This is a genomic window from Pseudomonas sp. CFSAN084952, assembly GCF_009648855.1.
GTDB lineage: Bacteria > Pseudomonadota > Gammaproteobacteria > Pseudomonadales > Pseudomonadaceae > Aquipseudomonas > Aquipseudomonas paracarnis.
The window spans coordinates 14,980-40,103 of record NZ_CP045767.1 but is presented as its reverse complement, the minus strand read 5'-3'; the positions used below and the strand labels follow the sequence as shown (position 1 = coordinate 40,103).

Sequence of the window (25,124 nt, the reverse complement as noted above, 5' to 3'; positions counted from 1 at the left end):
AACGCTACCTGTTGAGTGCATGATTGGGGAGCCAGGGCTTAAGTGCACTTTCTGTTCCGTTGCTCCCCAAACGCTTGCACACGCACTCGGCATTGAGCGCCGCAATGACGATATCGCCATGCCGCGCCGTTTTGCTTCGATCAACTACCACCAGGTCACCGCTGAAAATCCCGGCGCCTTGCATGCTGTCGCCTTGGATCTCGGCCAGGTACATGTGGGGGGCTCGGATTTCGAACAGCTCATCGAGCGATATCAATTTTTCAGGGTGGTCCGCTGCCGGCGATGGAAAACCGGCAGACACCTGAGAGGAATACGACGGGAGTGATACACCACCAGTGGCAATGGGACCAAAAAGGGTCACGCTCATAAACCTGGCCTGAACAAATAACTGTATGGATACACAGTTAACTGCGCCTCAGAAGTCGCGTCAATCTGAGCCGACCAAATGCCCTCTAACCTGAATTGAGCCCAGCCGAAAACCTATAGCACTCGAACTCCTATTTCTTAATGCACTCAACGAGGCCATCCGGTTTCCTGTACCTGAACTCACTTCAGGTACGGTGCGATGCCCCCTATCCATAAGCCTTCCCGCACGACGAAGCATTGGCTTGCGTCCATGGCCTTAACGTTCCTGTCTGCCACAGCACACGCGGAAACGTGGGTCATCACTGATCAGGCACATCCTGTGTCCGTACCTACTGGCGTGCGCATCACTCATCTCGACGACCAGCAACGCCTCGAAGAGCTGCTGTCTCAACAGCTTCCTAACGATCAACGCCAGGCTGAAGCAACCATTCAACGTTACTTAGCAACTCCAGTCGGCAAACGTCTTCAAAGCGACTTGGTTCAAGCACAGCAGGGCATTACAGATGCCTGGAGTGTGGGGGTTGAAAAAATCCCCGCAGTTGTCGTCGACCGCCGCTACGTTGTGTACGGGGAGGCGGAAGTGGCAAAAGCCATAGCGCAGATTGATCGAGCTAGGAACCTGTCACGATGAGACGCTCACGCTTGGCGATCCGCCCACTGTCACTGGCCATCGCCTTCAGCTTGTCCTGCAACGCATCAGCTGCGATCACTTCGGCCACAATCATTGCTTCGACGCTGTCGCCGACCTGTCTGGAATACAAAGTCGTCGGCATTTGCTATTGGCTGCTCTGCACACCCTTCGGTTGCAAGGTCAAAACTTCGACCAAGGTTCGTCACTACGTCCCGGACGCCGTGGTGTCTGCATACTCAAATACGGGGATGAACCCCTGGATAGAGATGTCGCCTCTCGGCACACCTAACCCGATGGCTCAAGCAGGTAACGATGGCACCACCAACCACGTCGCCGAAAACAACATGATCAAGTTCAAGGAAGCCGACGTGATCGGCCATCCTGGTGGTGCGGCACTGAGTCAGTTCGCCAGCGCCTCTGGCTATGTCTGCAAAGGCGCAACGTTACCACTTGTCCCCTACTTCCTCAGCACCCTGGACCCCATAGCCTGGCGGTACGGCGTACCTGAAGCTGTATACCCCGAGGCGCTTATTCCAGGGATGCGTGAGGTCGATAGCCTGCTCACTGCAAGCAGCTGGGGGAATGTCTACCCACGCAGTGGTTTTCTTAATCAAGTCGATGACTACAAGACCGGTGCCGTAATTGCACAGCGCGCCGGTGACGTTACCACCCGACTAGGTCAGGTCCATGTCTACCTACCGATGCTTGCCCTACCCTACCCTGGTTACTGGCCAGCGGGAGCACTGCGCGAAGGTGACGCATCCACCGGTAAGTGGCAGGAACTGACCCCGGTGCTCAATCCCACCTGCGCAACATTTCCAACCATCACACCCAATATCGATGCTCAGGACGGCGGATACGCCTGGGCGCTCTGGCGTCCATATTCGTGCTGCCAACGTCGTGGCCAGACCTTTCTGGGCAGTACGGACTTCCAATGAACTTCAGTGATCGGAGCACTACATGAAACTCACCCCCTTGGCGATCTGCCTAATCTTCTGTTTCAGCAGCGCAGTAGTGCATGCGGCTGACCCAATCAACGTCTCGTCCTCTGGCAGCGTCATTGGTGACGACGTGCTCTACAACATCGGCGGGGGGAACGCCGTGACAATGGGAAGCGCCGGCAATATGGACAGTATTTCCGTCGGCGGTGGCTGGAACAACAACCTGGTCTGCGGAAACATGAGTATGAGCAACACCCTGCAGAACCAGTTGAATGGTGCCACCTCTGGATTCCAGAACATCATGAGCTCGGTGGTGCAGAACGCCACCAGCGCCGTCGCCTCGCTGCCAGCCTTGATCCTCCAACGCGCAAACCCAGCGCTGTACAACCTCATCACGAATGGCATCTTGCAGGCTCGATTGGACTTTGACCGGTCCAAAGGCACCTGCAGGGCCATTGGCGAAAAAATGGCGGATATCGCCGGAAATCAAATGGGTTGGGGCAAGCTCGCAGAGGGTCAGGCGATGAGCCAGGCGCTGACCTCCAACACGGACGCAGTGTCGGCTGTGGAGCAGGTCGAAAAGAAAGGTGGCAACGATGGCGTCACCTGGGTGGGGGGTGATCGAGCAGGAGGTTCCGGCCAGAAGCCAATCCGCATTGTCGGTGACGTCACCAAAGCAGGCTACAACCTGCTGAATAAACGTGCGGCCGGTGACACCGGCTCGATCAGCAAAGACAGCTGCAACAACGGAATGGTCTGCAATGTCTGGTCATCGCCCCAAGAGGCGACCACATTCGCCAATCGCGTGCTGGGAGAACAGCAACAACAAACCTGTGACAGTTGCCCTAAAACGGTGACAGCAGCAGGTGTGGGCCTCACGCCGCTGATCCAAGAAACGTACGACACCAAGCTTAAGGCACTGCAGGAGCTGCTGACTGGCAGCAAAAGTCTATCGGTCGAAAACCTAGAGGCTGCAAGTAGCAACTCTCTGCCCATCACCCGTGGTGTTGTGGCGGCTCTCAAGGATGAGCGAGATCAAGACGTACTCGCTCGCAGACTTGCCTCCGAAGTCGCGCTGTCCGATGTGCTGGAGAAAGCCTTGACCCTTCAACGCACCCTGATGGCAGGTAGCCGAGAACCAAACGTCGCGGCTAACGACCTGGCCGTTCAGGCAGTCGGTCAGCAGAGCTCCTCGCTGCAGCAGGAAATTGGCAACCTGAAGATGGAGCTGGACATGCGTCAGCAGCTCGCGAAGAACTCACCACTGACCATCATTGAGCGTGGCAAAGCTCGGGCCGAAGACTCACGCGGCGTATTTCCAGGAGATCCAGAAACAGATCGCCTGAATCAGTTGCAATCACCTGCGAAGAGCAAATAGTGAGGTGAAGGCCATGACTGATATTCAAGATCCTGTCGCCGCCCCCAACCGCTCACTGATAAGACGTGTCGGGCGGGGCACTCTAGTTGTTCTAGGTACTCTGCTAGCCACTACAGCCCTCGTGGTGTTACTCAACGCCGTCTTGATGAGCATGTTCGACAGTGCTGAGCAATGGCAAGCATGGCGTGTCGTCAACCATTGGCCGCTCTTCACTTGGCGACTGATGCTTTATATCGCACTGACGGTTGCCTGGCTCAAGCTCAAGGCTAGTTTGCCGCTATCGAGGCGCAAAGGCCTGTTGAAGATCGAGGTCATGGTTATCTTGCTGTTCGTCATGATCGAACTGAGCAAAGCTTTTCTCCCTAGTGGAGGCATCCAATGACGCTCTACACCAATGACTATCTAGAGTACTACCTAACGCTGGTGGGCTGGATCATCAACAACGGCATCTGGGACATGATTTCAGATACCGGCCTGTTCGCCCTGCCCTTCTGCATAATCGTTATTCGAGAATGGCTCAAGGTCCGTGGAGAGGGGGCTGACGAGGGCAATAAAGGCGTGCTCTCACTGGCCCGTATCGAGACCCAAATTTACGTGGGTTACATCGTTGTTGCATTCTTCGCAGTCCCTGCCGTCAATGTGAGCTTCGATACCTTGGCGTTCGATCAAAGTAGAGCCCAGCAATGTCAGTACAACTTACCTAAACCAGCTGATACGGGTTGGAACACAACATTCAGCTCTCTGGCTGGAAAGAGTGCGCAGATGCCCATGTGGTGGGCTTTCATGCATGCGCTGTCAAAAGGGTTAACCAACGGAGCAGTCGCAGCCATCCCTTGTGGGACCGACCTGCGACAAGTCCGGATGGAGGTGAACAACACCAAGATCAACAATCCACTGCTGGCCCAGGAAATCGGCGACTTTACCCACGACTGTTACGGACCTTCACGCGCCCGGCTCTTCATGCGTCAACCAGACTGGGGCACTAAAGCCAATGATCCCCAGTTCTTGCAGGACCTTAGTTGGATCGGCTCCCACTTCTTGCTGAACACCTCGGGTTTCTACGACACGGATTACTCCAAGACACCCAGAACGTCCTGGCCCTACAACGCTTCGCGTGACGTGGGGTTGCCACAGGTGAGCGGAGGTGGAGGATATCCAACATGTAAACAATGGTGGTCCGATAGCGGAGTGGGCTTACGAGATCGTATCAAAGATCAGGTATCACCTGACCTCATGACAAAAATGCTTAGTTGGGCGAAGTGGCTGTCCCAGGACGAAGTGAGCGACTCGCTTGTTCGTCAACTGGTCTCGCCGTCGAACCAGGTGAAAGGGAATGTTTATACAGACTACGGTGGGCAAATTAACGGGACGGTGTGGAATGGCGCGGCCCGTGTCACCGGCACCCTAGGGGTAGCACTGGGCTCATTGGCTTATTTCCCGGCCATGGACATGGTTCGTCAGGCGCTACCAATGGTTATGGCGTTCTTGAAGATGGCGATGGTGATTTGCATCCCGCTGGTACTGGTAGTGGGTGCCTATCAACTGCAGGTGGCCATGACCATGACAGTAGTATTTTTCGCGCTGATCTTCGTGGACTTTTGGTTTCAACTGGCGCGGTGGGTAGACACAACTATCTTGGACGCCCTGTATGGAGCAGGCTCACCCCATTTGTCTTTTGACCCTGTCATGGGACTGAACTCAACGGCCCAAGATGCGATTCTGAACTTCGTCATGGGAGCCATGTTCATCATCCTACCGATGTTTTGGATAGGCGCACTGGGATGGGCGGGAATAAGTGCAGGTAAGACGATGGAGGGGCTCACACGTGGGACGCAACCAGTTGAAAAGGCAGGTTCAGCTGGAGCAGACATTATCAAAAAAGCAATATAATAAACTCAGGAAGTTACGGATCCATTCATTCTGGATAGATCCGTAAGCGGGTTCTATGCCTTAAATTAATGGGAAAAATTATCCTCATCAGAAATTTCACCCTCAACATTACCCCATGGGTCTAATGGTTGGCCAAATACGTTTCGCCCGTAAGGCGCATCTCGATCCTCAGAATTGCCTATGCCACGTAGTCTGGAAAAGTCTCCTACAACCAAAGCCAGCAATATAAGACCAACAGTCAGGACAGCCATGAACGTATGAGCCAACCATACCCAGGAATATACAGCTAACGCGATTAGGGCAAGACGTTTGACCCAGCGTAAAGTGTGGTTCTCGCTGCACCAAACGATGCGCACCGCACGACCAAGGCTATAGCCCAAGCGGCTTGCAAAGGTCTGTGAGGTGTAAGCGGTCATCATGCATCTCCTAGCCCTCCGTAAACTGGAGGCGCTTTGACATTATTTATAATCCTGATTTCGCGCTGCCGCAAGACCAATGGATAAACGGATGCGCCGTTATGCGTACGCGGACGCCCTACCCCACCCCACAGTCAAATGGCCCAAAGGGTAAATGGTCTCTAAAAGCGAATGGAATGGTTCACAAGGGTAAAAGCCCTACCCGAAAGGGCTTGCTACGCAAAAAGGTCGTCGCCCTCACCAGCTGTTAGTCGCAACTCCTGGAGCGACACTCAATAAAAAGGGTTCGGAACCTCGTCGTGCAACTGTTCTGCGCAGGCGAAGTCACCTGGAGCGTCACACTGATGGCGTAACGCCTCTCGAAATACCCTAACGCAGCCGGTGACCTTTTCCCATTGAAGTAAACCCACCAGATAGCGGAAAAGCCAGTCCATGATTCATTGATGGAGCTGGTGATGTTCTCATTTTTCCGCCGCAGCAAAATCTTACCTGCTGCCGCCCCTTCACCAAACGGTTTTCTGAAACCTGCCCAGGGACAGGATTTGCTGGCGACGCCACGGCGTCAAAAATTGCTGGAGAACATCTGGCAGCGCGCTTCGTTATCACGCTCACAGTTTGTGGAGCTCTATCGGCGCCCACTGGAGCGCTACGCAGAGTTGGTCCAGCAGCTCCCTGCCTCGCAGAACCACCACCATGCACACCCAGGCGGGATGCTTGATCACGGCTTAGAGATCGTCGCCTATGCGTTGAAGATTCGACAGACCTACCTCCTACCCATCGGTGCACCACCGGAATCTCAATCGGCCCAGGCCGAAGCGTGGACTGCCGCAGCTGCTTATGGCGCTTTGATTCACGACCTCGGCAAGATTGCCGTCGACGTGCACATCGAACTGGAGGGAGGTAAAACCTGGCACCCATGGCATGGCCCAATCAACCGCCCTTATCGCTTTCGCTATGTGAAAGGACGCAACTACCAATTGCACGGGGCCGCTGCCGCACTGATCTACGCGCAGATCCTGTCCTCGGAAATCCTGGATTGGCTCAGCGGGTTCCCCGAAGCCTGGTCGCAACTGATCTTTGTGCTGGCCGGCCAGTATGAGCACGCCGGCATATTGGGCGAGATTGTGGTCAAGGCCGACCAAGCCTCTGTCGCGCGGGAACTCGGCGGTAACCCTGCTCGTGCGTTGTCAGCGCCAAAACAGTCCTTGCAACGTCAACTGGCGGACGGTTTGCGCTACCTGGTGCGTAACACGTTCAAGCTGAATCAGCCTGATGGCCCCTCAGATGGGTGGCTGACACAAGAGGCTCTATGGCTCGTCAGCAAACCGATTGCCGATCAACTACGCGCTTACTTGCTGACCCAAGGCGTTGAAGGTGTTCCCAGCTCGAACGCCCCCTTCTTCAACATGCTGCAGGACCAGGGTGTAATCCAGACCAACGCCCAGGATAAGGCCATCTGGAAAGCAACGATCGACAACGGTCGCGGCTGGAGAAATACCTTCACCCTGCTCAAGCTCTCACCTGCCCTGATCTGGAATGACCCAAATGACCGACCTACAGCTTTCACAGGCACTCTTGAGGTAGAAACCGGCAATCCGGCAGAAGAGCCCTCGATAGAAAACCCTGTCGCTGCACCAGCGAAAACCTCGCCCCTTAACCTTGAACCTAATGCTGATCCAGCGGTTTTAGCGCCGGCAGAATTATCGCCCTTTGAAACTCAGCAACACCCTTCGAACAATCCTGCTGAATTTGACGCACTACTGGCCCTGCTTGGTAATATCAATGAGCCATCAGAAGACACCAAAAACAATCAGGTCTCAGCGGCAAACACCGCGCTCCCGAAACTGGATGACATCCAGCCTTCCCAAACCTCCGAGCAAGGAGGTGCGCCTCATGCAACTGTCGAAGAAGTCGCTCCGATGCCAAGCAATAACACCGAGCTCGGTCAGGGATTTGTTGAATGGCTTAAAAAAGGCATCGCATCCCGCAGCATCGTTATCAACGACACCAAAGCACTGGTTCATACCGTAGCAGGGACCGCCATGCTGGTGACGCCGGGAATATTCAAGCGCTACGTCCTTGAGTTTCCGCACATTGAACAGCAAGCCAAAGCCCAGCAAGTTAACGCTTGGCAGTTGGTTCAGCGCAGTTTCGAGAAGCAGAAACTTCATCAAAAAACCCATAAAAGCCTGAATATTTGGACGTGTGACGTTGTTGGACCTCGAAAATCGAAGCAGCTTAAGGGGTACTTACTCCAAGATCCTCTCACGATCTTCTCGGAGGTCCCCTTCGACAACATCAGCCTGTCCCTTAAGTCAGAATTAATGGAGCCGCCACAATGACGACGCCCTTGACGCTGACGGAGGAGTACATCTTTGCCCACGATCTACGCTCCGCTAGCGCAAAAATCTATCGCGCATCCACCAAAGCGCTACTCAAGCATTTCGGTACTACCCCGATCGAGGAAATCGACCATCGTGCGATACTGGCCTGGCGAAAGAAGCGACTTGAGGGTGGATTATCCAAACGTAGCTGGAACACCTACGCAAATCACCTTCGCACTGTTTGGGGCTATGCAATAGAACATGGCCTGACTACTCACTCCTCGATCAACCCATTCAAAAAAACCAGCGTTATTCCGCCAAAACGGGCCAGCAAGACGGTCAACGGAGAAGCCATCCAAAGAGCACGCAACTGGCTCACCGCTCTCGTAGGACAAGAACGCTGTACCCACGAACGCAGCCAAATAACACCTGCATGGTTCTGGCTTGCTGCTTTCGAGATGTTTTATTACACAGGCATTCGACTCAATGCCCTGCTGTGCCTGCGCTACAAGGATATTGACTGGGACAACCAGATGATCTTGGTCCGAGGTGAAACGGAAAAAACCCATCGCGAGTTTTTCCTGCCGATAATGGAGGGCCTCGCCCCGCACCTATGCAGGATTCTGGGCGAAGCGGAAAAGATAGGATTCTCACCGGACGACCAGTTGTTCAACGTCAACAGATTCTCTCGTCACTATCATGGGAAGGAAATGAACATCGACCAGGTGGAGTCGATGTACCGCAAGCTCACCGATAAGATCGGCGTGCGGATGACCCCTCACCGCTTTAGACACACCCTGGCAACAGATCTGATGAAACAGCCAGAACGCAACATCCACCTGACAAAAAGCCTATTGAACCACTCAAATATAGCGACGACGATGAACTACATCGAGGCCGACTACGACCACATGCGGGCGGTTCTGCATGAGCGAAGTTTGGCTCAAGGTGCTTTAAGCCGGGTTAGGCGGGTAGACCCTAGTGGAACACCCGTACCCGCCACCAGCCATAGAAGGTTACCTCAACCAGAAACGGCCAATCAAGAGCCCAAAAAGTTGCCGATACGACAACATCCGGAGAGCTCCGAAGAAATTATTGTTGATAGGCCAAGCAGATCGGTTGGACCAAGCGCGCTTCAGAGGGCACTTGAATATGCATCAGCGCAACTGCATCGCGGGCCCACGCCATCTGCAATGGATCCCACTGCAGATCAGATAGACCAGAGTCTATTATTGACGCTAATGGCGAGCGGGCTAGGTGTCGGCACATTCAAGAAGCGCACCTCAACTGAGCGATCAATGGGAATCTCATCGTTCTCTCAAGCTTCTCCATAGCACGTCCTAAAAGTCAAAGCGCACCGCTAAAAAGAATTTCGGTTAACCGGAAGATTTTGCGCGCCCGCAAAAAATATTTAGAACGCTTCAACAAAGCATTTCTCTATTAACGAATCATTTTTGATAGAAAAACGAAAAAAGGCGCCATAAAGGCGCCTTTTTTCTTTGAATATGGTCGGGGTAGGGGGATTCGAACTCCCGACATCCTGCTCCCAAAGCAGGCGCGCTACCGGACTGCGCTATACCCCGGAATGCGCATCGCAAAACCGATGCACATTGACATCATGACGAACCGAAACTACTGTTCGCCTCAGACGGCTGCATGTCTACGGCGTTATCTAAGTGCTGCAACACTTTTCCAAAACCGTAAAACCGCCTCTACCAGAGCAACAACCTCTGATTCTAAGATTTGATTCCAGCGCTAACTGGTCTCAAAAATGGTGGGTCGTGTGGGATTCGAACCTACGACCAATTGGTTAAAAGCCAACTGCTCTACCAACTGAGCTAACGACCCAAATATGGTCGGGGTAGGGGGATTCGAACTCCCGACATCCTGCTCCCAAAGCAGGCGCGCTACCGGACTGCGCTATACCCCGGTTTGAAATTGGCTCCGTGACCAGGACTCGAACCTGGGACCCAATGATTAACAGTCATTTGCTCTACCGACTGAGCTATCACGGAACTACATATTTCAAAGTTACTGCTGTGTTGCTTCCTCTTCGACCCTGTCCGTATCGCTACGTTAGCGTCTCTGAGGCGCGCTATTCTACAATCTTAAAAACCCCTGTCAACCCTTTAAATTGCTTTTAAGACAATGATTTGCGCTTCTTTCTGATTTCTTCTTGGGGAGAAGAAACCCGTGGGCTGACGTTGCTGCGGGGCGCACTTTACAAGCCTTTGCCTTACAGTTCAACGCCCTATCGAAAAAAAAGGCCCCGCAATGCGGGGCCTTCTCTGGTTGCGCCAAGCGCAGGCCTTAATGGAAGACGATTTCGTCGTCTTTCACCGTCGCCGTGACGCGGGTGCCAGGCATAAAGCTGCCCGACAGGATCAGCTGCGCCAGTGGGTTCTCGATCCAGCGCTGGATCGCACGTTTGAGTGGCCGTGCGCCATACACTGGGTCGTAACCGACCGCGATCAGCTTGTCCAACGCTTCGCTGCTCAACTCCAGGTCCAACTCGCGCTCAGCCAGACGGCTACGCAGGCGGCCCAACTGAATTTCGGTAATGCCCGCGATCTGATCCCGCGCCAGAGGCTCGAAGATCACCACTTCGTCGACCCGGTTGATGAATTCCGGACGGAAGTGCGTGGTCAACGCATCCATCACCGCCGCACGCTGGGCTTCACGATCACCCACCAATTCCTGGATCTGAGCCGAGCCCAGGTTGGAGGTCATCACGATCACCGTATTGCGGAAGTCCACCGTGCGCCCGTGGCTGTCCGTCAAGCGACCATCTTCCAGCACCTGCAGCAAGATGTTGAACACATCCGGGTGCGCCTTCTCGACCTCATCCAGCAGGATCACCGAGTAAGGCTTGCGCCGTACGGCTTCGGTCAGATAACCGCCCTCTTCGTAACCCACATAGCCTGGTGGCGCACCGATCAGACGAGCCACCGAGTGTTTCTCCATGAATTCGGACATATCGATCCGCACCATGGCCTCTTCAGTATCAAAGAGGAACTCGGCCAGGGCCTTGCACAACTCGGTCTTACCCACACCGGTTGGGCCGAGGAACATGAACGAGCCGCTTGGACGGTTCGGGTCGGACAAACCTGCCCGGGAACGCCGTACCGCGTTGGACACCGCCACCACTGCCTCTTCCTGGCCGATGACGCGCTGATGCAACAGGCTTTCCATCTTCAGCAACTTGTCGCGCTCGCCTTCGAGCATCTTCGACACGGGAATACCGGTCCACTTGGAGACCACTTCGGCAATTTCTTCCTCGGTCACCTTGCTGCGCAGCAACTGGTTCTCAGGCTTGCCGTGCTGGTCAACCATCTGCAGGCTGCGCTCCAGGTCCGGGATCACCCCGTACTGCAACTCGGCCATGCGGTTCAGGTCGCCTTTACGGCGCGCCGCTTCCAGTTCCTGACGGGACTGCTCGATCTTTTGCTGGATCTGCGCCGAACCCTGTACTTCGGCTTTTTCCGAGGTCCAGATTTCTTCGAGGTCCGAATACTCGCGTTCCAGGCGAACAATTTCTTCCTGGAGTTTTTCCAGACGCTTCTTGGCCGCTTCGTCTTCTTCTTTCTTCAGCGCCTGGGATTCGACTTTCAGTTGAATCAGGCGCCGATCCAGGCGATCAAGCACTTCCGGCTTGGAATCGATCTCCATACGGATGCGGCTGGCCGCTTCGTCGATCAGGTCGATAGCCTTGTCCGGCAACTGACGATCAGTGATATAGCGATGGCTCAACTTGGCCGCCGCGATGATCGCACCGTCGGTAATAGCCACCTTATGGTGGACCTCATAGCGCTCTTTCAGGCCCCGCAGGATCGCGATGGTGTCTTCTTCGCTGGGTTCTTCCACCAGAACTTTCTGGAAGCGACGCTCAAGGGCTGCGTCCTTTTCGATGTACTGACGGTATTCGTTAAGCGTAGTTGCACCGACGCAGTGCAACTCACCCCGCGCCAAGGCGGGCTTGAGCATATTGCCGGCGTCCATGGAGCCTTCGCCCTTACCGGCGCCGACCATGGTGTGCAATTCGTCGATAAACAGAATGATCTGCCCTTCCTGCTTCGACAATTCGTTAAGCAAGGATTTCAAGCGCTCTTCGAACTCACCCCGGAACTTGGCTCCGGCAATCAGCGAGCCCATATCCAGAGACAGCAGGCGCTTGCCTTTGAGGCCGTCCGGCACTTCACCATTAATGATGCGCTGAGCCAGGCCCTCGGCAATCGCGGTTTTACCCACACCAGGTTCACCGATCAACACGGGGTTGTTCTTGGTGCGACGTTGCAACACCTGGATGGTGCGACGAATTTCGTCGTCACGGCCGATCACCGGGTCCAGCTTGCCTTCTTCGGCACGCTTGGTCAGGTCTACGGTGTACTTGTCCAAGGCCTGGCGCGACTCCTCATGGTTAGGGTCGTTCACCGCCTCGCCGCCACGCAGGTTGTTGATGGCGTTTTCCAGGGCTTTCTTGCTCACGCCCTGGCCCAGCAACAACTTGCCGAGCTTGCTGTTGTCGTCCATGGCGGCGAGCAACACCAATTCACTGGAGATGAACTGGTCACCTTTCTGCTGGGCCAGGCGGTCGGCCTGGTTGAGCAGGCGCGCCAGATCCTGGGACATATTCACGTCCCCGGTGGGATTCTGGATTTTCGGCAGTTGGTCGAGCTCTTTGCTCAACTCCTTGCGCAGGCTGTTGACGTCAAAGCCCACCTGCATCAGCAAGGGTTTGATAGAGCCACCCTGCTGTTCCAGGAGTGCCTGCATCAAGTGTGCAGGCTCAATGGCCGGGTGGTCGAGGCCCACCGCCAAGGATTGAGAGTCGGACAAGGCCAACTGTAATTTGCTGGTTAAACGATCAATACGCATTAGTCACCTTCCTTTTGAGCAGGCCGGAGCTATGAACAAACACATCCTGAATGAAGAAACCTGCCAGATACCCTTATAGATGGGGTGGATTCTGGGCGTTTCAAGCGGCGGACGGTTGATACAGATCAGGACAGTCTAGCGTTCAAGCCAGATAAGGGAGGCGAATCGGCCCGTACGTGGGCTTCGGCGATAAGAAAAGAAACGCGGGTCGGTCACAGTGCACAAACCGCCACCATACACAGCGCTAACACCGCGCGCGGCCAGACGCAGGCGCGCCAGCTGGTAAATGTCGGCCAGGTACTTGCCAGGGTTGTGGCTGGGAACAAAGGCCTCAGCGGTGGCACGCAGTTGCTGCATGAACACTTCACGCACTTCCGGGCCGACCTCAAAGGCTTGTGGGCCTATGGCAGGGCCGAGCCAGACCAGAACGTCTTCGGGTGCGCTATCCAGGCTTTCGAAAGCGGCCTCCAGCACGCCGGCCGCCAAACCACGCCAACCGGCATGGGCTGCGGCAACCCGGGTGCCCGCTCGATCACAGAACAGCGCAGGCAGGCAATCAGCGGTCATGGATGTGCAGGCGATGCCAGCGGTGCTGGTCCAACTACCGTCAGCCTCGACAGTACGGCCCGGATCGGCCTCAACCACGCGAGTACCATGGACTTGACGCAACCAGGCAGGCTGGATATCGAAGGCCTCACTCAGGCGACGGCGATTCTCAAGGACGGCCTCGAGGCTGTCCTCGACATGATCACCCAGGTTGAGGCTATCGAACGGCGCCAGGCTGACGCCGCCCGCACGGGTGGTGACGCAGGCTTTTACCCGAGCCGGCGCGGGCCAGTCAGGTATCAGCCAGTCATTCATCCGACAAACGCCTCGCGATCCTGCTTGAGCAGCGAAAGCAGCCAGACCAGATCGTCTGGAAGTGGCGATTCCCAGCTCATGCGCTTACCGCTCGTCGGATGATCCAGTTCCAGGAAGCGTGCATGCAGTGCCTGGCGCGGGAACGTCTTGAGCGACTCAACCATGGTCTGGCTGGCCGCCGGCGGAATACGGAAGCGGCCACCGTAGGCCGGGTCGCCGACCAACGGGAAGTTGATGTGCGCCATGTGCACGCGAATCTGGTGGGTACGCCCGGTTTCCAGCTTGACCCGCACATGGGTGTGGGAACGGAAACGCTCCAGCACACGGTAGTGGCTGACGGCCTGCTTGCCACCTTCCATCACCGCCATACGCTGGCGCTGCTGGCCGTGACGACCAATGGGTGCGTTGATTTTGCCACCGGCCACAACGACGCCGATCACAATGCACTCATAGATGCGGCTGACGCTCCGGCTCTGCAATTGCGTAACCAGTTGCGTCTGCGCCTGAATGGTCTTGGCCACCACCATAAGGCCGGTGGTGTCCTTGTCCAGACGGTGAACAATGCCGCAGCGCGGCACATTGATGATGTCCGGCACGTGGTGCAACAGGGCATTGAGCAAGGTGCCATCAGCGTGCCCGGCGGCCGGGTGAACCACCAGGCCTGCGGGTTTGTTGATGACCAGGATGTCGTCGTCTTCATAGACGATATCCAGCTCGATGTCCTGGGCAACCCATTCTCCCTGGGCTTCCTGCTCGGCAGTCAGCTCAAGAATCGCACCGCCATGGACTATGTCTCGCGGGCGGATAACCGCTCCATCCACAGTCAGGCGGCCGTCTTTGATCCAGGCGGAAAGGCGCGAGCGCGAGTGCTCAGCGAATAATTGTGCGGCGACTTGATCGAGGCGTTGGCCGCCCAATTCGGACGGCACCTCTGCGCGAAGTTCAATTTTATCGGACATGCTCAGACTAGGCGTGGCGTAGCCTTTGGTTTCGGCTGCGCGCTTGTGGTTAAATACGGCGTCTTTTGCCCCGAGGCTTTCAACGGGGCGCTCATCATAACAGGACGGCCCCGCCCAAGACAGCGGCCGTCATAGGGACGCAAGCCGCCATGCAAGTGAAACACCTGCTGCTGATCGCCATCCTCGCCATGACTGCTGCTTGCTCGTCAACAAAGGACGTCGTCGACGAAAACCTGAGCGAAGTCGAGCTGTACCAGCAAGCTCAGACAGACTTGGACAATAATAGCTTCACCAGCGCCACAGCGAAGCTGAAGGCATTGGAGTCGCGTTACCCGTTCGGCCGCTATGCCGACCAGGCCCAGCTTGAGCTGATCTACGCCAACTACAAGAACGCCGAGCCGGAAGCTGCCAAGTCCGCTGCCGAGCGTTTCATCCGCCTGCACCCGCAGCACCCGAACGTGGACTACGCCTACTACATGAAGGGCCTGACCTCGTTCGACCAGGATGTTGGCCTGCTGGCGCGCTTCCTGCCGCTGGACATGACCAAGCGCGACCCGGGTGCTGCCCGTGACTCCTATAACGAGTTCGCCCAGCTGACCAGCCGCTACCCCAACAGCCGCTACGCGCCGGACGCCAAGCAGCGCATGATCTACTTGCGCAACCTGCTGGCTTCGTACGAGATCCACGTGGCCCACTACTACCTGACCCGTCAGGCTTATGTGGCCGCCGCCAACCGTGGCCGCTACGTGGTGGAAAACTTCCAGGAAACCCCGTCCGTGGGTGACGGCCTGGCCGTGATGACCGAGGCATACCAGCGTCTGCACCTGGACACACTGGCGACGACCAGCCTGGAAACCCTGAAGCTCAACTACCCCGACCACCCTAGCCTGAAAGACGGCCAGTTCGTGCCTCAGGTTGCCGAAGCGGACAACCGTTCGTGGCTGAGCAAGTACACCCTGGGCCTGATCGAGTCCCGTCCACCACTGCCGCCGGGTGAAACTCGCGCCAACCAGGACGTGATCAAGATGTACCAGGACGCCAAGGACGCTATTCCTTCGGATCTCAAGCCGCACGACGAGAACGGTGACGTGATCGAAGAAGAAGAGCCGCAAGCCCTCGGCAACAACCAGGACCGCTCGTGGTTCAGCTACATGACCTTCGGTGTGTTCGACTGATTGTTCGACGCAACGCAAAAGGGAGCTCTGAAGGAGCTCCCTTTTTTATGAGCGAGTATTTATTGCCCTGTGCGCCCGTGACCACCTTGGCTAAACTGGCGCATTCCTTGTCGAGAAACTGCCCATCATGCTTCGTCTACTGTTCTGGATTGCCGTCATTGCTGCCGCGGTATGGTTCTGGCGCAAATTCAAAAAAAATGCCTCCCATCAGCAACGGCCTGCCGAACCGGATGCGGCCCTGATGGTGCGTTGCGCCCACTGTGGCGTGCACCTGCCGCAGGACCGCGCACTGAGTTCACGCCAGGAATGGTACTGCACCCAGGCGCATCTGGAACAAGGGCCAAAGTCTATTCAGCGTTGAGGCGACCTGCGGGGGCGTAAGGCGCTGGATCGATGATCGGAGCCCGCGCCAGCAGCAAGTCGGTGAACAACTGGCAAGATGCCGGTGCGAGTACCAGACCATTGCGGTAATGCCCGCAATTGAGCCACAACCCCTTGAAGCCAGGGACCTCACCGATAAACGGTATACCTTCGGGGGAGCCAGGCCGTAAACCGGCCCAATGCCCGACCACCTCGGCGTCCGCCAAGGCGGGAATCAGTTCCAGCGCAGACGCCTTGAGGCTTTCCAGCGCGGTGTCGGTTGGCGTCTTGTCGAATCCTTCATGCTCCAACGTGCTGCCGATCAGGATGTGCCCATCCCGCCGGGGAATCGCATAACGCCCCTTGGCCAGGACCATGCTGGATAAAAAGTCGGACGCGCATTTGTACAGGATCATTTGGCCTTTGACCGGCTCCACGGGTAGCCCCAAGCCCAGCGTACCCAACAATTGTCCGCTCCAGGCGCCGGCCGCGAGCACCACCTGATCCCCCAAAACCTGGCCCGTAGCGGTATTCACACCCACCACCCTGCCGTCGCCGAGCACAAAACCCGACACATCGCATTGCTCGCAAATCGTCACGTTCGGCAACGCCAGCAGGGCCGCCTTCAGTGATTTGACCAGGCGCGGGTTGCGTACGTTGGCCACATCGGCCATGTAGATCGCCTGAGAATAGCCACCCCCCAACACCGGCACCGCGTCATGGGCCGCAGATACGTCCACCTTGCTCAACGGTCTCCCTTCACGGGCAGCCCAGGCCAGTGCTTGCGCTTCGTCATCCAGGTCGAGCCAATACAACCCCGTGGTATGTACCTCTGGATCGACGCCGGTCGCTGCAAACAGCCGTTGCGCCAGTTGCGGGTAAAAATCCTGGGACCAATGGGCCAAGGCAGTGACCGCCTGGCTATAGCGCCACGGGTACAACGGCGAGACAATCCCACCGCCCGCCCAGGAAGACTCTTGCCCAAGCCCACCGCGCTCCAGCAGCGTGACCGCCTGGCCCTCACTGGCGAGGTTGTACGCCGTCAACAGCCCGATTACTCCGCCGCCGACAATCACCACTTGCTGTTGCTTAGCCATCATTTGATCCAGCCGATAAACAGGGAAAGGCGCGCCCGGCGCCCACGCTTCAAGTACGCTCATCCTTGCCCCCAGCAGACCTTGGGCGACATTTCAGGCCCTGCTCCCGGGTTGCCGCGCATACCGGTGCTGGTCAAGCTGAATGCTGCGCATGCGTCGTTCGCCATGACCGAGTCCGCAGCGGGAGTGGCGAGCAGGTCAAAATCCTGAGGGTTGAGGACGGCACTGATTCTATAATGATCATTGCCCGCGCTGACGTCGCCTGCATCAATAAAAGTGCCATTCCTCGTATAAGAACGCTCCAGGTGCTGGGCCTGTTCGCTCAACAACGCGACGATCTGCGCCCGATACACCTTCTTCACCTGGCTGAGGTACCCGGGATACGCAATCCCGGCCAGCAACGCGATGATCGCCACGACGATCAGTAACTCAATCAGGGTAAAACCCTGGCTCTCCTTGCCCATCCGATTGCTCCTTATTGAAGTTGCCGCCATAAGACCCGTCGAAACTTGACGCGGCCGCCCTCCTCCACCCGTGCATAGACCGTCTCCAGCACCGTGCGCGTTTGCCCCGCAAGCCCGACCGAGGTGACACGAAAAAGTGTGCCTACGGTTTGGGAGGGTAAATGAGCAAGCCCTGCACCTTCCCCAAGAGATTGAATGCCATAAAACCCATCCTTCAAGGCGAGCCAGGTGACCGCCGAGACCGGGTTCGTCCCGGCCGCCGTCAAGGAAGACGCTTCAGCAGGCGGCGCACAACGGATGATCGAGTGGCAGACAGGCATCGCCTGGCCAACCTTTTGCACGGTCGACTCCCCCAATCTCAGGCCGCTTTCGGCAGATTGAAACGATTGATTGCGATGCCACAGGCTGCTCGCGACTTTTTGCTGGGAGACCGCAGCCTGTATTGATGACAGTCCCACTTGCGACAGCACCAACAGGAACACCAGACTGATCAGCAGCACCATCCCGGTCTGCCGTACATGAATGCCGCCATGCATGATCATTGCCCCTACCCCAGCCGATTTCGCAGTGCCGCCACGACACTATAGGTCTGGTCCTTCACCCGCCCAGCGGGGTCTTGAAGGGTCATGAGGATGCGCACGCTACGTATCAGCGACTCATCGGCGGGATGGCTGTCATAGCGCTCCACAACTGTTGATGCCGAGGTGGCTGCCATGCCGAAGCTGACGTCGAATGCCCTTACGTTATCCATCAATACCGCCCTGGCCGGCGCCGCCGGGGTACTGATCTTCAACTGGCCCGATTCGTAGGTGTAGGTAAGTTGGCGTATGCCAAAGCGAAGTTGGCCGGGCTCGGCGCCGGGTGGCGTGCCTGCATAAGCCCTGGCCGCCTCCTTGCAGTCGGACAACACTGTCCAGTCAGGCCTGCCGACGCCATCGCCGACATTCGCGGTCACCAGCGTCAGTGACTTCGCACTCCCTGCCGCTTCCCAGCTTATCGGCCGATCAAAGGCAACCGGAGCATTGTCGATAGCCGCCACGGCCAAACACCCCAGCATGCCCGCCTGGCGAATATCCTGGGTGATCTTGCTCAGCACAAAGCGCGCATCATCCTGCAGCACCATGGCGGCCTGCTGGCTGGCATGGGTCAATCGCGAGCTGATCAGTATCTGGCTTGCCCCCAGTATCATGACCAACCCGATGGCGAGCGCCAGCAACACTTCCACCAGGCTGAAACCTCGCCCAAGACGCTTCATTGCGACACTCCCTGTTCATTGCTGATGCGACTGGTCAGGGTGAAGGTTTCCCGCGCCCCAGGGCGATTTGCTGCCCGAGCATCCGCCCAACTGATGCTGATGGTGACCTCGTGCCCGTTCACCACCACTGATCCTTTGGCATCCTCGCCGGCAAAACCCATGATATTGGCTTCGAAATCGTGCAGGTCCAGGTCACGTACGCTGGCGGTGGCAGTGCTGGGTGGCGCCAGCTCCGCCCGGCCCCATGTGTAATCGGCGCCAGCATTGCTGCGAATGCGGTCGAGCATGTCGTAGGCAATAAAACTGGCTTGGCTGGTCATCCTGGCGCTGTTGGTGTACTTGAGCGCGTTGAGTTGCAGCACCGCAGCGCCCATCAGGCCGATCGCCAAAATCAACAGCGCGACCAGCACCTCGACCAGTGTCATGCCGGATTGGCGCAAGTGCGCAACGCGCAGGAATCGGTTCTGGCAGGCAGGCATTTGCGTCGTCATCCATGTCGAAGGCCGGAGAAAAAAGCAGGCAAGGCCTGCTGTGCGACCCAAGACTAGCGTCGGTTTTCGAGCGGCGCTGCTCCCGGAACAAAGGGAAATACTTTGGACATAAAGGCCATCATCCAGCGCCAAGGACCAAGCGCTATACCTAGAAAACCCACTCGTGCCCATGGAGGGAACGCACATGAAACAAAAAGGATTCACCCTGATTGAAATGCTGCTGGGGCTGATCGTCACCAGTTTTCTCGCGCAACTGGCCGTACCCGGTTTCAAGGGCTTGCTTGAATCGCAACAACGACAAAACGCGGCCCAAGCACTCGCCTCCGGGCTGCGCTACGCACGCACCGAGGCCATCGCGCGCAACCGGGCGGTGGTCATTCATGCAAAGGACGAGGACTGGAGCCTGGGATGGCGCGTGATACTGGATGTGAGTGGGCGCGGCCACCTGGATGACGACAATCCAGTATTGCTGGAGCGCGAGGGCAATAGGCGCGTGTCGGTGGCCGGGAATGGCCCGGTTACGAGCCAGGTGCGCTTCAGCGGCCTGGGGGAGCCGGTGTTTGCCGGCGGGGGATTTCGTGCCGGCACCGTACATGTGTGTGACAAGGACCAGGCACAGAGCCTGTATCAGATCGTGCTGGCCCCCAGCGGGCGCATCAGCCTGCGCAGTGACAAGACCGAACAGGCATTATGCCGAGGCTATTCCAGCACCCTGGCCGTCAGAGCAGCGAGCGGACCCGCAGTTCCTTGGGCATGGAGAACGTGATGTTTTCTTCACGGCCCGCCAGCTCATCGGCGCCGGTGGCACCCCAGGCTTGCAACTGTTGGATCACACCGCGCACCAGTACTTCCGGAGCGGAGGCGCCCGCCGTGATGCCGATACGCTCGACACCGTCGAACCAGCTGCGCTGCATGTCTTCGGCGCCGTCGATCAGGTACGCCGGTGTGGCCATGCGCTCGGCCAGCTCGCGCAGGCGGTTGGAGTTGGAACTGTTAGGGCTGCCGACCACCAGCACTACATCGCATTCGTCCGCCAGTTGCTTGACCGCATCCTGGCGGTTTTGCGTGGCGTAGCAGATGTCATCCTTGCGGGGGCCGCCAATAGCAGGAAACCGCGTGCGCAGGGCGTCGATGACGCGGCTGGTATCGTCCATGGACAAGGTGGTCTGGGTGACGAAAGCCAGACGATCAGGGTTGTGTACCTGCAAGTTGGCAACGTCTTTTTCGTCTTCCACCAGGTAGATGGCGCCGCCGTTGCTGGCGTCGTACTGGCCCATGGTGCCTTCGACCTCCGGGTGACCGGCATGGCCGATCAGGATGCATTCGCGACCGTCGCGGCTATAACGGGCCACCTCGATGTGCACCTTGGTCACCAGCGGGCAGGTGGCATCGAACACTTTAAGGCCACGGCCAGCCGCTTCGGTACGCACGGCCTGGGACACGCCATGGGCACTGAAGATGACGATAACGTCGTCGGGTACCTGATCGAGTTCTTCGACAAAGATCGCACCGCGTGCGCGCAGGTCTTCGACCACGAACTTGTTATGCACGACTTCGTGGCGCACATAAATCGGCGGCCCGAAGACCTCCAGGGCGCGGTTGACGATTTCGATCGCCCGGTCCACGCCAGCGCAGAAGCCACGGGGGTTGGCGAGTTTGATTTGCATGCTGTGCCTCGTGCCTTGCAGGCCAAGAAATTGGATCAACTCAGCTCTATAGAATAAGCATCTGTGGGAGCGGGCTTGCCCGCGATGCAAACGACTCGATGTATCAGATACACCTAGGTGATGCTATCGCAGGCAAGCCAGCTCCCACACAAGCCAGCCCCACAGGAACCGGTTTCGTCAGTTAGAGCGCTTTAACGTCGATGATTTCAACATCAAACGTCAAGGTTTTACCGGCCAACGGATGGTTGAAATCGATGGTCACTTGCGCATCATCGAAGGCTTTAACCACACCGGGCAATTCGGTATTGGCCGCATCATTGAAGATCACCAGCAAACCTTCCGACAGGTCCATACCTTCGAACTGCGAACGCGGGATGATCTGCACGTTTTGCGGGTTGGGTTGGCCGAAAGCGTTTTCCGGCAGAATCTGCAGGTTGCGCTTGTCGCCCGCCTTGAACCCGAACAATGCCGCTTCAAAACCAGGCAGCAGGTTACCGTCGCCAACCTTGAAGGTCGCCGGGGCTTTGTCGAAGGTGCTGTCGACCGTGTCGCCATTTTCCAGGCGCAATGCGAAATGCAAAGTGACTTCCGTGTTCTGGCCGATGCGTTGCTCAGCCAATACCTGATCAGTCATTGACGGTTTCTCCGGTTTTCTTGCTCTTGAACATATCCAGCGCCAGCATGATTGCACCAACGGTGATGGCGCTGTCGGCAAAGTTGAACGCCGGGAAGTAGTGGCGGTTCTGCCAATGCACCAGGATGAAGTCGATCACATGGCCCAGGGCGATGCGGTCATACAGGTTACCCAGCGCGCCGCCCAACACCAGGGCCAGCGCGATAGCCAGCCAGGTGTCGTCGCGGCCCAGGCGCTTGAGCCACACCACCAGCACGGCACTGACCACCACGGCGATCAGCGCGAACAGCCAGCGCTGCCAGCCACCGCCATCAGCGAGGAAGCTGAAGGCGGCACCCGTGTTATAGGCCAGGGTCCAGCTGAAGTAATCCGGGATCACCACGATTTGCTGGAACATTTCCAGGGAGCCCTCGAAGTGAGCCTTGCTGACCTGGTCAATGACCAGCACCAGCAGGCTCAGTACGAGCCAGCCCAGACGTCCGAAACGACTGGCTGTATTAGGCATAGTGACGAACCTCGCCTTCACCGCTGATGTTGTCGACACAACGACCACAGATTTCCGGGTGCTCAGGGTTCACGCCGACATCTTCACGGCAGTGCCAGCAACGGGCGCATTTAGGGAAGGCCGACTTCACCACCTTGAGCTTCAGGCCCGGCACCTCGGTGACCACGGCATCTGCCGGGGCCTGGGCGAAAGGTGCCAGGCTCGCGGTGGAGGTGATCAGTACGAAGCGCAGTTCGTTGCTCAGCTTGGCCAGGTCTGCAGTCAGGCCGTCCTCGGCAAACAAGGTGACTTCGGCTTGCAGGTTGCCGCCCACGGCCTTGGCCGCACGCTGAACTTCCAGCTCCTTGTTCACCGCAACCTTGACAGCCATGACGCCTTCCCAGTACTCGCGGCCCAGTTCGAAGTCGGCCGGCAGTTCGGTCAGGCCTTCGTACCAGGTGTTGAGCATGACCGACTCGTTACGCTCGCCCGGCAGGTATTCCCACAGCTCGTCGGCGGTGAACGCCAGGATCGGCGCGATCCAGCGCACCAGCGCTTCGCTGATGTGGTACAGCGCGGTCTGCGCCGAACGGCGAGCCTTGCTGTTGGCGCCGGTGGTGTACTGGCGGTCCTTGATGATATCGAGGTAGAAACCGCCCAACTCCTGCACGCAGAAGTTGTGGATCTTGGAGTAGACGTTCCAGAAGCGGTATTCGCCGTAGTGTTCCTGCAACTCGCGCTGCAACAACAGGGTACGGTCCACGGCCCAACGGTCCAGCGCGAGCATGTCTTCGGCCGGCAGCAGGTCGGTGGCCGGGTTGAAACCGGTCAGGTTCGACAGCATGAAGCGCGCGGTATTGCGGATACGACGGTAGGCGTCGGCGCTGCGGGCCAGGATCTGGTCCGACACGGCGATTTCACCCGAATAATCGGTGGAAGCCACCCACAGACGCATGATGTCGGCGCCCAACGTATCGTTGATCTTTTTCGGCTCGATCACGTTCTTCAGCGATTTGGACATCTTGCGGCCCGTCTCGTCGACGGTGAAGCCGTGGGTCAGCAGCTCGCGGTACGGCGCGTGGTTGTCGATGGCGCAACCGGTCAGCAGCGACGAGTGGAACCAGCCACGGTGCTGGTCCGAACCTTCCAGGTACAGGTCGGCACGCGGGCCGGTCTCGTGGCCCATAGGGTGCGAACCGCGCAGCACGTGCCAGTGAGTGGTGCCCGAATCGAACCACACGTCGAGGGTGTCGCTGATCTTGTCGTACAGCGGCGCTTCATCGCCCAGCAACTCGGCGGCGTCCAGCTTGAACCAGGCTTCGATGCCTTCCTGTTCAACGCGCTGGGCCACGACTTCCATCAGCTCGACGGTGCGCGGGTGCAGCTCACCGCTTTCCTTGTTCAGGAAAAACGGGATCGGCACGCCCCAGTTACGCTGGCGGGAGATGCACCAGTCAGGACGGTTGGCGATCATCGAGTGCAGGCGCGCCTGGCCCCAGGCCGGGACGAACTTGGTGTCTTCGATGGCTTTGAGCGAGCGTACACGCAGGGTGTCGCCGCTGGTCGGCTCTTTGTCCATGCCGATAAACCACTGCGCCGTAGCGCGGTAGATCAGCGGGGTCTTGTGACGCCAGCAATGCATGTAGCTGTGCTGGATGGTGGCGGTTTGCATCAACGCACCGACTTCACGCAGCTTTTCGATGATCGGCTGGTCAGCCTTGAAGATGAACTGGCCACCGAAGAACTCGAGCGAAGGCACGTAGACGCCATTGCTCTGCACCGGGTTGATGATGTCATCGTTGACCATGCCGTACTTCTTGCAGATCACGAAGTCGTCCACCCCATAGGCAGGCGAGCAGTGGACAATGCCGGTACCCGAACCCAACTCGACGTAGTCAGCCAGGTACACCGGCGACAGACGGTCATAGAACGGGTGACGGAAGTTGATCAGCTCCAGCGCAGAACCAGTGGTGGTGGCGATCACCGAACCTTTTAGTTCGTAACGCGCCAGGCACGACTCGACCATTTCTTCGGCCAGCACCAGCAGGCGATCACCGACGTCCACCAGGGCGTAGGTGAATTCCGGGTGCACGTTCAGCGCCTGGTTGGCCGGGATGGTCCACGGGGTAGTGGTCCAGATCACGATGGCCGCTGGCTTGCTCAGGCTTGCCAGGCCAAAGGCCTCGGCCAGCTTGGCGTCGTCGGCGATCGGGAAGGCCACGTCGATGGTCGAGGACTTCTTGTCTTCGTACTCCACTTCCGCTTCGGCCAGGGCCGAACCGCAGTCGAAGCACCAGTTCACGGGCTTGAGGCCCTTGAACACGAAACCGCCCTTGACGATTTCAGCCAAGGCGCGGATTTCACCGGCCTCGTTCTTGAAGTTCATGGTCTTGTAGGGGTTGTCCCACTCGCCCAGCACGCCCAGGCGGATGAATTCGGACTTCTGGCCTTCGATCTGCTCAGTGGCGTAGGCACGGCACAGTTCGCGGGTCTTGTCCGCGCCCAGGTTCTTGCCGTAGGTCACTTCAACTTTATGCTCGATCGGCAGGCCATGGCAGTCCCAGCCCGGAACGTACGGCGCGTCAAAGCCCGACAGGGTTTTGGAGCGCAGGATCATGTCCTTGAGAATCTTGTTCAGCGCATGACCGATATGAATCGTGCCGTTGGCATAAGGAGGGCCGTCGTGCAGGACGAATTTCGGACGATCCTTGCCAATTTCGCGCAACTTTCCGTACAGGCCAATACTGTCCCAGCGCTGCAGGATCTGCGGTTCGCGCTGTGGCAGGCCGGCCTTCATTGGGAAGGCGGTGTCCGGAAGGTTTAGCGTGGCTTTATAGTCGGTCATTTAAGGCTCTT

The 25,124-nt window shown here is 57.6% G+C and carries 24 protein-coding genes and 4 tRNA genes; 10 read left to right on the top strand and 18 right to left on the bottom strand.

All coding sequences use genetic code 11. The annotated features are described in order from the left end of the window. Window positions 1–4 precede the first annotated feature (4 nt). Complete coding sequence (locus GH769_RS00200; RefSeq protein WP_256670271.1) at window positions 5–367, bottom strand: LexA family transcriptional regulator; 363 nt, start codon at window positions 365–367, stop codon at window positions 5–7. Between the two features lie 198 nt (window positions 368–565). Here GH769_RS00200 and GH769_RS00195 point away from each other — a divergent pair, with 198 nt between their 5' ends. Genes GH769_RS00195 through GH769_RS00175 form a run of 5 tightly spaced genes read left to right on the top strand, consistent with a single transcriptional unit; the run spans window position 566 to window position 5,206 of the window. Then, complete coding sequence (locus GH769_RS00195) at window positions 566–997, top strand: TIGR03757 family integrating conjugative element protein (protein ID WP_178128906.1); 432 nt, start codon at window positions 566–568, stop codon at window positions 995–997. Further along, entirely contained in the window at window positions 994–1,935 is a 942-nt protein-coding gene (locus GH769_RS00190; RefSeq protein WP_153649378.1) for a TIGR03756 family integrating conjugative element protein, read from the top strand. Before GH769_RS00195 ends, GH769_RS00190 begins: the two co-directional genes overlap by 4 nt. Before the next feature lie 22 nt (window positions 1,936–1,957). Next, complete coding sequence (locus tag GH769_RS00185; RefSeq protein ID WP_153649377.1) at window positions 1,958–3,316, top strand: integrating conjugative element protein; 1,359 nt, start codon at window positions 1,958–1,960, stop codon at window positions 3,314–3,316. Window positions 3,317–3,329: 13 nt separating this feature from the next. Then, window positions 3,330–3,698 carry a hypothetical protein gene (locus GH769_RS00180; protein ID WP_153649376.1) on the top strand — a complete coding sequence of 123 codons (369 nt, stop codon included), beginning with the start codon at window positions 3,330–3,332 and terminating at the stop codon, window positions 3,696–3,698. After that, a complete protein-coding gene (locus GH769_RS00175; protein WP_153649375.1) occupies window positions 3,695–5,206 on the top strand; it encodes a conjugal transfer protein TraG N-terminal domain-containing protein in 1,512 nt (503 codons plus the stop codon). The genes GH769_RS00180 and GH769_RS00175 overlap by 4 nt, the downstream gene beginning before the upstream one ends. Before the next feature lie 65 nt (window positions 5,207–5,271). On the opposite strand, the gene GH769_RS00170 is transcribed toward GH769_RS00175, so the two are convergent. After that, entirely contained in the window at window positions 5,272–5,622 is a 351-nt protein-coding gene (locus tag GH769_RS00170) for a hypothetical protein (RefSeq protein ID WP_153649374.1), read from the bottom strand. Window positions 5,623–6,077: 455 nt separating this feature from the next. Here GH769_RS00170 and mobH point away from each other — a divergent pair, with 455 nt between their 5' ends. Continuing rightward, complete coding sequence (mobH, locus tag GH769_RS00165) at window positions 6,078–7,964, top strand: MobH family relaxase (RefSeq protein WP_153649954.1); 1,887 nt, start codon at window positions 6,078–6,080, stop codon at window positions 7,962–7,964. Beyond that, a complete protein-coding gene (gene xerC, locus GH769_RS00160) occupies window positions 7,961–9,280 on the top strand; it encodes a tyrosine recombinase XerC (protein ID WP_153649373.1) in 1,320 nt (439 codons plus the stop codon). The genes mobH and xerC overlap by 4 nt, the downstream gene beginning before the upstream one ends. 172 nt (window positions 9,281–9,452) lie before the next feature. Here the strand turns inward: xerC and GH769_RS00155 are convergent. From GH769_RS00155 to rluD, 7 genes are all read right to left on the bottom strand, one after another. Next, window positions 9,453–9,529: transfer RNA gene (locus tag GH769_RS00155), tRNA-Pro, on the bottom strand. 189 nt (window positions 9,530–9,718) lie between these two features. Continuing rightward, window positions 9,719–9,794: transfer RNA gene (locus GH769_RS00150), tRNA-Lys, on the bottom strand. A 5-nt stretch (window positions 9,795–9,799) separates the two neighbouring features. Continuing rightward, window positions 9,800–9,876: transfer RNA gene (locus GH769_RS00145), tRNA-Pro, on the bottom strand. Between the two features lie 9 nt (window positions 9,877–9,885). Further along, window positions 9,886–9,961, bottom strand: a tRNA-Asn gene (locus GH769_RS00140). Between the two features lie 295 nt (window positions 9,962–10,256). After that, window positions 10,257–12,821 carry an ATP-dependent chaperone ClpB gene (gene clpB / locus GH769_RS00135; RefSeq protein WP_014716867.1) on the bottom strand — a complete coding sequence of 855 codons (2,565 nt, stop codon included), beginning with the start codon at window positions 12,819–12,821 and terminating at the stop codon, window positions 10,257–10,259. 135 nt (window positions 12,822–12,956) lie between these two features. Next, window positions 12,957–13,682: a peptidoglycan editing factor PgeF gene (gene pgeF, locus GH769_RS00130; protein WP_032903989.1), complete on the bottom strand. Its 726-nt coding sequence runs from the start codon at window positions 13,680–13,682 to the stop codon at window positions 12,957–12,959. Beyond that, on the bottom strand, window positions 13,679–14,641 hold the full coding sequence (rluD, locus tag GH769_RS00125; protein WP_003188422.1) for a 23S rRNA pseudouridine(1911/1915/1917) synthase RluD: 963 nt from the start codon (window positions 14,639–14,641) through the stop codon (window positions 13,679–13,681). Before rluD ends, pgeF begins: the two co-directional genes overlap by 4 nt. Window positions 14,642–14,790: 149 nt before the next feature. Here rluD and GH769_RS00120 point away from each other — a divergent pair, with 149 nt between their 5' ends. Continuing rightward, window positions 14,791–15,816 (top strand): outer membrane protein assembly factor BamD, encoded by a 1,026-nt coding sequence (locus tag GH769_RS00120; protein WP_003188421.1) that lies wholly within the window; start codon window positions 14,791–14,793, stop codon window positions 15,814–15,816. 127 nt (window positions 15,817–15,943) lie between these two features. Next, window positions 15,944–16,177 (top strand): PP0621 family protein, encoded by a 234-nt coding sequence (locus GH769_RS00115; protein ID WP_014716865.1) that lies wholly within the window; start codon window positions 15,944–15,946, stop codon window positions 16,175–16,177. Here GH769_RS00115 and thiO read toward each other — a convergent pair. The 5 genes from thiO to pilV are packed head-to-tail and all read right to left on the bottom strand — an operon-like array spanning window position 16,164 to window position 19,471. Continuing rightward, the gene (gene thiO / locus GH769_RS00110; RefSeq protein ID WP_014716864.1) at window positions 16,164–17,273 is read right to left on the bottom strand and encodes a glycine oxidase ThiO; all 1,110 of its coding nucleotides are present in this window, start codon (window positions 17,271–17,273) and stop codon (window positions 16,164–16,166) included. The genes GH769_RS00115 and thiO overlap by 14 nt on opposite strands. A 59-nt stretch (window positions 17,274–17,332) precedes the next feature. Beyond that, window positions 17,333–17,737: a type IV pilin protein gene (locus GH769_RS00105; protein ID WP_020302966.1), complete on the bottom strand. Its 405-nt coding sequence runs from the start codon at window positions 17,735–17,737 to the stop codon at window positions 17,333–17,335. An 11-nt stretch (window positions 17,738–17,748) separates the two neighbouring features. Then, window positions 17,749–18,279: a PilX N-terminal domain-containing pilus assembly protein gene (locus tag GH769_RS00100; protein WP_032903988.1), complete on the bottom strand. Its 531-nt coding sequence runs from the start codon at window positions 18,277–18,279 to the stop codon at window positions 17,749–17,751. 5 nt (window positions 18,280–18,284) lie between these two features. Further along, the gene (locus GH769_RS00095) at window positions 18,285–18,992 is read right to left on the bottom strand and encodes a PilW family protein (protein ID WP_014716862.1); all 708 of its coding nucleotides are present in this window, start codon (window positions 18,990–18,992) and stop codon (window positions 18,285–18,287) included. After that, window positions 18,989–19,471, bottom strand: coding sequence for a type IV pilus modification protein PilV (pilV, locus tag GH769_RS00090; protein ID WP_014716861.1), 483 nt, complete (start codon window positions 19,469–19,471; stop codon window positions 18,989–18,991). Before pilV ends, GH769_RS00095 begins: the two co-directional genes overlap by 4 nt. A gap of 196 nt (window positions 19,472–19,667) precedes the next feature. Between pilV and GH769_RS00085 the strand changes: the two genes are divergently transcribed. Further along, window positions 19,668–20,249, top strand: a complete 582-nt coding sequence (locus GH769_RS00085; protein WP_032903987.1) for a GspH/FimT family pseudopilin — start codon at window positions 19,668–19,670, stop codon at window positions 20,247–20,249. Here GH769_RS00085 and ispH read toward each other — a convergent pair. The 4 genes from ispH to ileS form a co-directional block, all read right to left on the bottom strand. Continuing rightward, window positions 20,203–21,150 carry a 4-hydroxy-3-methylbut-2-enyl diphosphate reductase gene (gene ispH / locus GH769_RS00080; RefSeq protein ID WP_003188409.1) on the bottom strand — a complete coding sequence of 316 codons (948 nt, stop codon included), beginning with the start codon at window positions 21,148–21,150 and terminating at the stop codon, window positions 20,203–20,205. The two genes, GH769_RS00085 and ispH, sit on opposite strands and share 47 nt — an antisense overlap. Before the next feature lie 181 nt (window positions 21,151–21,331). Beyond that, window positions 21,332–21,769: a peptidylprolyl isomerase gene (locus tag GH769_RS00075; protein WP_169855857.1), complete on the bottom strand. Its 438-nt coding sequence runs from the start codon at window positions 21,767–21,769 to the stop codon at window positions 21,332–21,334. Between the two features lie 7 nt (window positions 21,770–21,776). Then, on the bottom strand, window positions 21,777–22,289 hold the full coding sequence (lspA, locus tag GH769_RS00070; RefSeq protein WP_014716859.1) for a signal peptidase II: 513 nt from the start codon (window positions 22,287–22,289) through the stop codon (window positions 21,777–21,779). Further along, entirely contained in the window at window positions 22,282–25,113 is a 2,832-nt protein-coding gene (ileS, locus tag GH769_RS00065; RefSeq protein ID WP_019817502.1) for an isoleucine--tRNA ligase, read from the bottom strand. The genes lspA and ileS overlap by 8 nt, the downstream gene beginning before the upstream one ends. Between the last annotated feature and the right edge of the window lie 11 nt (window positions 25,114–25,124).

Bases quoted from the DNA above. Each gene is read 5' to 3' on its own strand.
- GH769_RS00200 (WP_256670271.1), bottom strand. From the start codon at position 367: ATGAGCGTGACCCTTTTTGGTCCCATTGCCACTGGTGGTGTATCACTC.
- GH769_RS00195 (WP_178128906.1), top strand. From the start codon at position 566: ATGCCCCCTATCCATAAGCCTTCCCGCACGACGAAGCATTGGCTTGCG.
- GH769_RS00190 (WP_153649378.1), top strand. From the start codon at position 994: ATGAGACGCTCACGCTTGGCGATCCGCCCACTGTCACTGGCCATCGCC.
- GH769_RS00185 (WP_153649377.1), top strand. From the start codon at position 1,958: ATGAAACTCACCCCCTTGGCGATCTGCCTAATCTTCTGTTTCAGCAGC.
- GH769_RS00180 (WP_153649376.1), top strand. From the start codon at position 3,330: ATGACTGATATTCAAGATCCTGTCGCCGCCCCCAACCGCTCACTGATA.
- GH769_RS00175 (WP_153649375.1), top strand. From the start codon at position 3,695: ATGACGCTCTACACCAATGACTATCTAGAGTACTACCTAACGCTGGTG.
- GH769_RS00170 (WP_153649374.1), bottom strand. From the start codon at position 5,622: ATGACCGCTTACACCTCACAGACCTTTGCAAGCCGCTTGGGCTATAGC.
- mobH (WP_153649954.1), top strand. From the start codon at position 6,078: ATGTTCTCATTTTTCCGCCGCAGCAAAATCTTACCTGCTGCCGCCCCT.
- xerC (WP_153649373.1), top strand. From the start codon at position 7,961: ATGACGACGCCCTTGACGCTGACGGAGGAGTACATCTTTGCCCACGAT.
- clpB (WP_014716867.1), bottom strand. From the start codon at position 12,821: ATGCGTATTGATCGTTTAACCAGCAAATTACAGTTGGCCTTGTCCGAC.
- pgeF (WP_032903989.1), bottom strand. From the start codon at position 13,682: ATGAATGACTGGCTGATACCTGACTGGCCCGCGCCGGCTCGGGTAAAA.
- rluD (WP_003188422.1), bottom strand. From the start codon at position 14,641: ATGTCCGATAAAATTGAACTTCGCGCAGAGGTGCCGTCCGAATTGGGC.
- GH769_RS00120 (WP_003188421.1), top strand. From the start codon at position 14,791: ATGCAAGTGAAACACCTGCTGCTGATCGCCATCCTCGCCATGACTGCT.
- GH769_RS00115 (WP_014716865.1), top strand. From the start codon at position 15,944: ATGCTTCGTCTACTGTTCTGGATTGCCGTCATTGCTGCCGCGGTATGG.
- thiO (WP_014716864.1), bottom strand. From the start codon at position 17,273: ATGGCTAAGCAACAGCAAGTGGTGATTGTCGGCGGCGGAGTAATCGGG.
- GH769_RS00105 (WP_020302966.1), bottom strand. From the start codon at position 17,737: ATGGGCAAGGAGAGCCAGGGTTTTACCCTGATTGAGTTACTGATCGTC.
- GH769_RS00100 (WP_032903988.1), bottom strand. From the start codon at position 18,279: ATGATCATGCATGGCGGCATTCATGTACGGCAGACCGGGATGGTGCTG.
- GH769_RS00095 (WP_014716862.1), bottom strand. From the start codon at position 18,992: ATGAAGCGTCTTGGGCGAGGTTTCAGCCTGGTGGAAGTGTTGCTGGCG.
- pilV (WP_014716861.1), bottom strand. From the start codon at position 19,471: ATGCCTGCCTGCCAGAACCGATTCCTGCGCGTTGCGCACTTGCGCCAA.
- GH769_RS00085 (WP_032903987.1), top strand. From the start codon at position 19,668: ATGAAACAAAAAGGATTCACCCTGATTGAAATGCTGCTGGGGCTGATC.
- ispH (WP_003188409.1), bottom strand. From the start codon at position 21,150: ATGCAAATCAAACTCGCCAACCCCCGTGGCTTCTGCGCTGGCGTGGAC.
- lspA (WP_014716859.1), bottom strand. From the start codon at position 22,289: ATGCCTAATACAGCCAGTCGTTTCGGACGTCTGGGCTGGCTCGTACTG.
- ileS (WP_019817502.1), bottom strand. From the start codon at position 25,113: ATGACCGACTATAAAGCCACGCTAAACCTTCCGGACACCGCCTTCCCA.